Origin of the sequence: Cellulosilyticum ruminicola JCM 14822 (assembly GCF_001311925.1) — a bacterium.
GTDB classification, from domain to species: Bacteria; Bacillota; Clostridia; order Lachnospirales; family Cellulosilyticaceae; genus Cellulosilyticum; species Cellulosilyticum ruminicola.
Window position 1 is genome coordinate 1 of the sequence record NZ_BBCG01000095.1, and the last position, 7,391, is coordinate 7,391.

8 protein-coding genes are annotated in these 7,391 nt (G+C 35.0%); 3 read left to right on the forward strand and 5 right to left on the reverse strand.

The features are described from left to right. Positions 1-97: 97 nt before the first annotated feature. The 5 genes from JCM14822_RS17260 to JCM14822_RS17275 all read right to left on the reverse strand — a co-directional run bounded on the left by JCM14822_RS17260 (position 98) and on the right by JCM14822_RS17275 (position 4,099). Positions 98-1,063 carry a polyprenyl synthetase family protein gene (locus tag JCM14822_RS17260; RefSeq protein WP_054743748.1) on the reverse strand — a complete coding sequence of 322 codons (966 nt, stop codon included), beginning with the start codon at positions 1,061-1,063 and terminating at the stop codon, positions 98-100. A gap of 1 nt (position 1,064) precedes the next feature. Beyond that, a complete protein-coding gene (locus JCM14822_RS17265; RefSeq protein WP_054743750.1) occupies positions 1,065-1,604 on the reverse strand; it encodes a Gx transporter family protein in 540 nt (179 codons plus the stop codon). 10 nt (positions 1,605-1,614) lie between these two features. Then, positions 1,615-1,827: a NusG domain II-containing protein gene (locus tag JCM14822_RS17270; protein ID WP_054743752.1), complete on the reverse strand. Its 213-nt coding sequence runs from the start codon at positions 1,825-1,827 to the stop codon at positions 1,615-1,617. A 14-nt stretch (positions 1,828-1,841) separates the two neighbouring features. After that, positions 1,842-2,018, reverse strand: coding sequence for a hypothetical protein (locus JCM14822_RS20695; protein ID WP_157047863.1), 177 nt, complete (start codon positions 2,016-2,018; stop codon positions 1,842-1,844). 206 nt (positions 2,019-2,224) lie between these two features. Next, positions 2,225-4,099, reverse strand: coding sequence for an FAD-dependent oxidoreductase (locus JCM14822_RS17275; RefSeq protein WP_054743754.1), 1,875 nt, complete (start codon positions 4,097-4,099; stop codon positions 2,225-2,227). Positions 4,100-4,321: 222 nt separating this feature from the next. On the opposite strand from JCM14822_RS17275, the gene JCM14822_RS23295 reads away from it, so the two are divergent. The 3 genes from JCM14822_RS23295 (at position 4,322) to JCM14822_RS17285 (ending at position 7,330) form a co-directional block, all read left to right on the forward strand. Further along, positions 4,322-4,624, forward strand: a complete 303-nt coding sequence (locus JCM14822_RS23295) for a hypothetical protein (protein WP_306307380.1) — start codon at positions 4,322-4,324, stop codon at positions 4,622-4,624. After that, on the forward strand, positions 4,606-5,385 hold the full coding sequence (locus JCM14822_RS17280) for an FAD:protein FMN transferase (protein WP_306307381.1): 780 nt from the start codon (positions 4,606-4,608) through the stop codon (positions 5,383-5,385). The genes JCM14822_RS23295 and JCM14822_RS17280 overlap by 19 nt, the downstream gene beginning before the upstream one ends. 115 nt (positions 5,386-5,500) lie before the next feature. Then, complete coding sequence (locus tag JCM14822_RS17285) at positions 5,501-7,330, forward strand: flavocytochrome c (protein ID WP_083461543.1); 1,830 nt, start codon at positions 5,501-5,503, stop codon at positions 7,328-7,330. Positions 7,331-7,391 lie beyond the last annotated feature (61 nt).

Sequence of the window (7,391 nt, forward strand, 5' to 3'; positions counted from 1 at the left end):
GAGTTGAAGAAATGAATCTTCAACTTCTTTTTCTAAAGAGTGCGTTTCTAACACAATGTTAACTTAATGACATTGGAACTCTATCTGTCCTTCTTTTTTAGTATTCTCTATCTAACATTAATGCTGTAATTTCTTTTAGCATTTCTTTGTACTGATTATCAGGTAATTTCGCTATAAGTTTGAAGGCTTTTGCTGTGTACTTCTTAGCAAGTACTCTTGCTTTTTCTACTCCTTCATATTTGAAAACAAGATGTTTTACTAACTCTACATCCTCATTTGTATAGCTTTCTTTACTGAGTAAGTCTACTAATACTTGTGGCTTTTTCTCTAATGCATAAATTAGAGGTAATGTATAGACACCTTCTTTGACGTCATGATTACTTTCTTTACCTAATACTTCATTTACGCTTGTATAATCTAGTACATCATCAATAATTTGGAAGGCCATTCCAATATTATAACCAATGTTCCAGAATAAGCGTGACATGTTCTTATTGCATTCACTTTCTGCTGCCCCCAAATATAAGCTGAGAGCAAAAAGTTCTGCTGTTTTCCCTGAAATTCTTTTTAAATAGTCTTTTACTGTAGCTGTTTGGTCAAAGCGTGAATTAAGTTGTTCTACTTCCCCTAAACAAATACGTGACATCGCTTTACTATCCATTTGAATACTATGAAGTGATGCAGTTTGTGCTAAAAGTTTAAAACAAATACAGAATAAATAATCTCCAATATATACGGCATAGTTTTTACCATATTTAGACTGAATCGTTTCCCTACCTCTTCTAAGCTTTGCTTCATCAATGACATCATCATGAACAAGAGTTGCCATATGAAACATTTCTAATATGGCTGCTAATACCTGTGTTCTTTCTGATTCATAATTTCCAAATTTAGATGCAATAATAGAAAACCCAGGCCTTAACATTTTCCCACTAGTATGAACAAGTTCTTTGATTGAATTCTCAATCACTTTGTCCTTACAGTAGGCATTTTTATCCATTAAGTCAATTACTGCTTCAAGTTCTTGTTTGATTTCTGGGTACTGATTCCAAATTGCGTGCATCTCATGCTGTCCTTTCTGATTCTAAAACTTCTCTTAACATCGGTAAGCTATAAATATACGTAATCACGTAGTTGGCTGCAAGTCCTACAAATATACCTGTTACAATCCCTGCGATTGATAAAAAGGGTAAGTATAAAGCCACCCCTACATTTTGTACAACCCACATTGATACAAGGACTTGTCCGATATTATGAAATACTGCGCCCGCTGCGCTTACACCAATGATACTTACTTTATCTTTTAATGTTTCTTTTATAAATATCATACTTAAGAAACTAAGTAGTGCCCCCATAGCCCCATACATTAATCCTGATACACTGCCGCCAAATATACTTGTGAGAATCAATCTTACAACGATGATCATCACAACGTCTTTCTTCTTAGGCAGGGAATACAGGGCAAGTACTGTTACTAAATTGGCAAGGCCTAATTTAGCTCCTGGGGTCATAAATGGGACAGGTATACTTCTTTCAACTAAACTCAGTACTAGAGCCATGACTACTAGTAGAGATAAATACACTAAATTTCTTGTCTGCTTCATCTTTTTTCTCCTAATAGGCTCCAGAATCTATTGTTTCTTCTGAGTCTACTTTATTTCCTCTAACTTCAACATAAATTTGATGCGGTAAACATACAATTGTTTGACCAGGCTTACTTCTCGCGCCAAATTGCTCACATACATGATCTGAACAATCTGACTTAGCCATTCTTATACTTTCATTTTCAATGGCTATAACATTTTCGCCTTTTTCAGTTTTAATCACAAATTCCTTATAATCTACCTGCCTGTTAGAGGAATTTCTTTATAGAATTCACCCTCTACTGTAATATACGCATATGTGCCTTTGGTTATATCGTCTTTGACCAATTCCTTAATTAACATATAAGGGAGGAAAGAAATAATAAGGAGTAATCCAATGATTATAATATCCCATTTTTTTATTTTCATTTTCATCTTACATTCCTCTTCTATTCCCTAGAAAATTTAAAGGGACATTGCTTGACAGCACATTTCTAGAGATCTTGTGGAATTCCACTTTTCTAGTTATGTGTTCGTGCCTTACAACATCCCTCTATCTGACTAACTTTCGCTAATTAATTGTTACTTCTATTAATAAGCTAAAGCTTGGCTTGTTCTAGTAGTTTTATTATAACATATTTTTAGTCGTTTGCATAAATATGTTTTCTTTTTCCGATCCACCAGTTACTTGCTACTTCTTTAATCCATGGCATTACATAATAATCAAGACCGAATGTTCTACCTGCACCACCCATTAAAGCAATACCTGCACATGTATACCATAAGATATTCCATCCTGCCATAGCAGAAAGAATAAAGTTAACTGTCATAAATGCAGATGCTGCGCCAGCAAGGAATGTGAATAAACCAGCAATTAATGCAAGACCCATTCCGATTTCAAGGCATACTACTATAATTTGGAATACTTGGCACATACCTTGATTTGGAATCATAATTTTCATGATTACTTCATAGAAACTAGGCATACTGCTTAAGATCGGAGTTACGACTTCTGCTGCACCTTCAGCTGCTACTGATGCACCTGTTACACCATCTTGTAACCAGCTAAATGGCATGTTGACATTACCAGCTTTAATCCAACTATCTGCACCAATTGTAAATAACCATTGACCCTTAGTAAATAATGCATCTACTGCTTTTTCCCATGTTGATGGTCCACAAAGTTTTGCAAGACCTTCGAAGAACCATAAACATCCTACATAAATACGAAGTGGAATCATCCATAATCGATTTCCGTGTGACGCTAAATGTCCTCTAAGGATATTTCTATTTTCTTTAATTCCGAAGAATTCATGATGCAAATAACGTGCTACTTGAGGAATATTTAAAATTCCGAATAAGTAAATCATGTTTACAAAGTGTTTTGCAAGCATAGCAAAGAGTCCTGAAAGTTTGATACCCATAAGGTTTGCTACACAGTATTTACCACCGATAGATACCATGAATCCGTGGTAACTTGATTTGAATTCAACTTTTTCTTTGTTTTCAATAGAAGCAATGATGTTTTTAGCTGCTGTTGCTGCTGTTTGTTCTGCTGCTTCTACGATTTGAGGATTTCCTTTACCTTGCTCTTCTTCTACGTAAGCACAGTCCCCTACAAGGTATACGTTTTCGTATTTTGTAGATTGCATAAATTTGTTAGCTTGAAGTCTAGCTGCTCTAGCTGTTTCAAGTCCCATTTTTACACAGTCTTGATTATTTTGAACCCCACATGTCCAGATTAAAGTTTGTGTTCTGATCACTTCACCTGATTTTAATGTGATTTCATCAGCTTTAACTTCTATAATTGGGCTGTCTTTAAGGATTTTCATACCATGTTTAGTCATGTATTTTTCAGCTTTATCAGCTTGTTTTCTATCTAACATGTTAAGAATTGTTCCAGCTGCTTCTACTACTAAAAGTGAAACTTCGTTTTCATCTACTCTGTACTCACGTGCAAGTGTTGTTTTCCACTCTAAAAGTTCACCAGCCATTTCGATTCCTGTAAATCCAGAACCTGCTACTACAAAAGTAAGCATTTCTTTTCTTTTCTCTGCATCTCTCTCTAAAGAAGCTGCTTTGAATTTGCATTCGATATGTGCACGGATTTTAAGGGCATCTTCTAATGACCATAAGCTAAATCCATTTTCTTTAACGCCTGGTACACCAAAATACGCTGGCTCATTACCCATACCAACCATTAAATAATCGTATGTATATTCTCCAAACTTTGTTTTAACTTTTTGAGCTTCCATATCTACGTTTTCAATGTAATCTACAACAACTTTAACTTTTGTTCTATGGAAGATTTCAGCTAAGTTTACTTTTACTGATTCTTCTTCTACACGTCCACCAGCCACTTCATGAAGCTCTGTCATTAAAGTATGGAATGGGTTTTTGTCAATTAATGTAATTTCTACATTATCATTTTTCTTATACTTTTTAGCAAGTTTTTTAGCGGCATGTATACCAGCATAACCCGCACCGAGTATAACAATTTTTGTCTTTTTAGACATAATCCACCTCTTATTTAATTTTACTATTTTACATAATCGTTCCATATTACAAATTATGTTACTTATATACTATAACTAAACTTTGTTAAAAAGTCTACTATTTATTTTTATTTATTGATTATTATTTTCTACCTATTTCCTAAAATGACCATTAAGTGTATAATACTCCATGAGATATTTATCACGTTTTATCAATATTTTTTAAGCTATAGGAGGAAATAAATGAAACGTAAATACACAAAAATATTAAATTATACATTAATATCTATATTGTCATGCGTCATTTTTTTAACAGGTTGCAGTAAAACAGACAAAACTGAGTCTTCAGCATCCCCTTATTTATCACGCCAAAACTTTGCTTTAGGTACAATTGCTACTGTAAAACTCTATGATCATCAATCAGAAGAAATTTTAGACAAAGCCTTTGACAAATTAGCAGAGATTGAAAATATCTTAAGTATTAATAAAAAAATACACTTCTTGATAAGGTTAATGAAAATGCCGGTATCGCACCTGTTCAAGTAGATGAAGCAACTTACAATGTGATTGAAAAAGGCATGTATTATAGTAAGTTAACGTCTGGTGCCTTTGACCTTACAGTAGGACCACTGGTTAAACTTTGGGATATTGGTTTCCCAGATGCCCGCATTCCAGCACAGTCAGAAATTGATGCCACATTGCCTTTAATTGATTTTAATCTTGTAACATTAGACAAAAACTCACATAGCATTTACCTTGAAAAAAAAGGGATGCTGCTTGATTTAGGTGGGATTGGAAAAGGTTATGCTGCTGATGAAGTGGCCAACATTCTCCGTGAATCTGGCGTAGAACACGCCATCATTGACCTGGGCGGAAATGTTTATGCCCTTGGTGACAAACCTGGCAATAAATTATGGACTATTGGGATTCAAGATCCATTTGGTCTTCGTGGTAATGGGATTGGTACAATCAATGTAGCTAATAAGTCTCTTGTAACCTCTGGCATCTACGAACGTTATTTAGAAACTGAAGACGGTAAGAAATACCACCATATCTTAAATCCTTCTACGGGTTATCCATATGACAATCAAATTGCAGGTGTATCGATTATTAGTGACTACTCTATCGATGGGGATGCCCTTTCAACTTCAACTTTTGCATTAGGCATTGAAGATGGACTTGCTTTTATTGAAAAACTAGATGGCATTGATGCGATTTTTGTAACAACTGATTACAATGTTTATGTGACATCTGGTATTAAAGACAAATTCCGTTTAACAAGTCCTGATTTCACATTAGGAAATTAATTTTTTTTATTTTATAATAAATTTAATCTTATTTGTTATGTATTTACACTTTTTACTTATGTATGTTATTCTCATTTCTGTAAATTTTTTATTTATGAATGGAGAAATACAAAGTATGAGAATTAACAAATTACTTGCAACAATCGCTTGCGTAGCTGTAGTTGCATCTAGCTTTGTAGGCTGTGGTAATACGACTCAATCTGCAAATGCAACTACTCAAGAAACTCAAACAGGAGAAACATCTGCATCAGTGATTACACTTAATACAGATATCGTAGTCATCGGTGCTGGTGGTGGTGGTTTAAGTGCCGCTATCGAAGCACATGATGCAGGGGCCAATGTTATTATTGTAGAAAAAATGCCTTTCGTTGGCGGAAACACAGCAAGAGCAACAGGTGGTATTAATGCTGCTGGTACAGTATTCCAAGAAAAATTAGGTATTACTGATACACCAGAAATTCACTACGCAGATACACTTGCTGGCGGTGAAAATCTTAACGACCCAGAACTTGTTAAATATTTAACAGAAAATGCAAAAAATGCAATCAACTGGCTTACTGATTTAGGTGCTGATTTATCAGATGTTGGTTCTTTAGGTGGTGCTACTAATAAACGTGCCCATAGACCTGCTGGTGGTGCTGCTGTTGGTAATCATCTTGTAGAAGTTCTTTCTGCTAATGTAGCTGAACGCGGCATTGAAACAATGAAAAACACCGAAGCAACTGAACTTATTGTGTCTGGTGATGAAATCATCGGAATTAAAGCAAAATCTGGTAATCAAGAATATATCATTAATGCTGATGCTGTTGTTATTGCATCTGGTGGTTTTGCAAATAATGCAGAAATTTATACAAAATATGTACCTGAATTAGATGGTTTCATTTCAACTAACCAAGTAGGTGCAACTGGTGATGGTATCAAACTTGCCGAATCAGTAAAAGCTGACTTCGTTGATTTAGAAGAAATTCAAATTCACCCAACTGTACATCCTGAAACAGCTGGACTTATCACTGAAGCTGTACGTGGTAACGGTGCGATTCTTGTAAATAATAAAGGTGAACGCTTCACAAACGAAATGCTTACTCGTGACAAAGTATCTGCTGCAATTTTAGAACAAGAAGGCGGACATGCTTATCTTGTATTTGATCAAAGTGTACGTGAAAGTTTAGCTGCAATTGAAAAATATGTTTCTCAAGGCATTACAACTGAAGCTGAAACACCTGAAGCTTTAGCAGAAGCTCTTGGTATGGATGCATCTACACTTAAAGCAACAATCACAAAGTATAATGAAGCAGTTACATCAGGTAATGATACTGCTTTCGGACGTAACGCTGGTCTTGAAACAACTTTTGAAAAAGCACCATACTATGCCATTGAAGTTGCTCCTGGTGTTCACCATACTATGGGTGGTATTAAAATTAATACAAATTCAGAAGTCATTTCATCAGAAGGTTCAGTTATTAAAAACCTCTATGCTGCTGGTGAGGTCACTGGTGGTGTTCATGGCGCTGAGCGCCTCGGCGGTAATGCTTTAGCTGATATTATTGTATTTGGTCGTCAAGCAGGTATTAACGCTTCTGCTCTTGCTATGTCTGATGGTAAATACATTGGTATTACTGAAACTGCTAAAATTGAAGAAATAAAAGAAAAAATCAAAGCAGATGCCATAGCGCAATATGTTGATGGTACATATCCTGGTGAATCTAAAGGAAATAACGGTACTGTTAAAGTTGAAGTCATCATAAAAGATGGTTTCATTGATGCAATTGATGTGATTGAACAACACGAAACATCTACAATCTTTGCTTCAATTCAAAATGAATTAATCCCAAGCATTATTTATAACCAATCAACAGAAAGTGTTGACGCTATATCTGGTGCTTCTAAATCAAGTGCTGCTATTCTTGAAGCTGTAACTAACGCTTTATCAACTGCAACTAAATAATTATATAAAAAGCTGCCTAGTTAAACAGCTCATTCTATCTAACTAGGCAGCTTTTTATTTT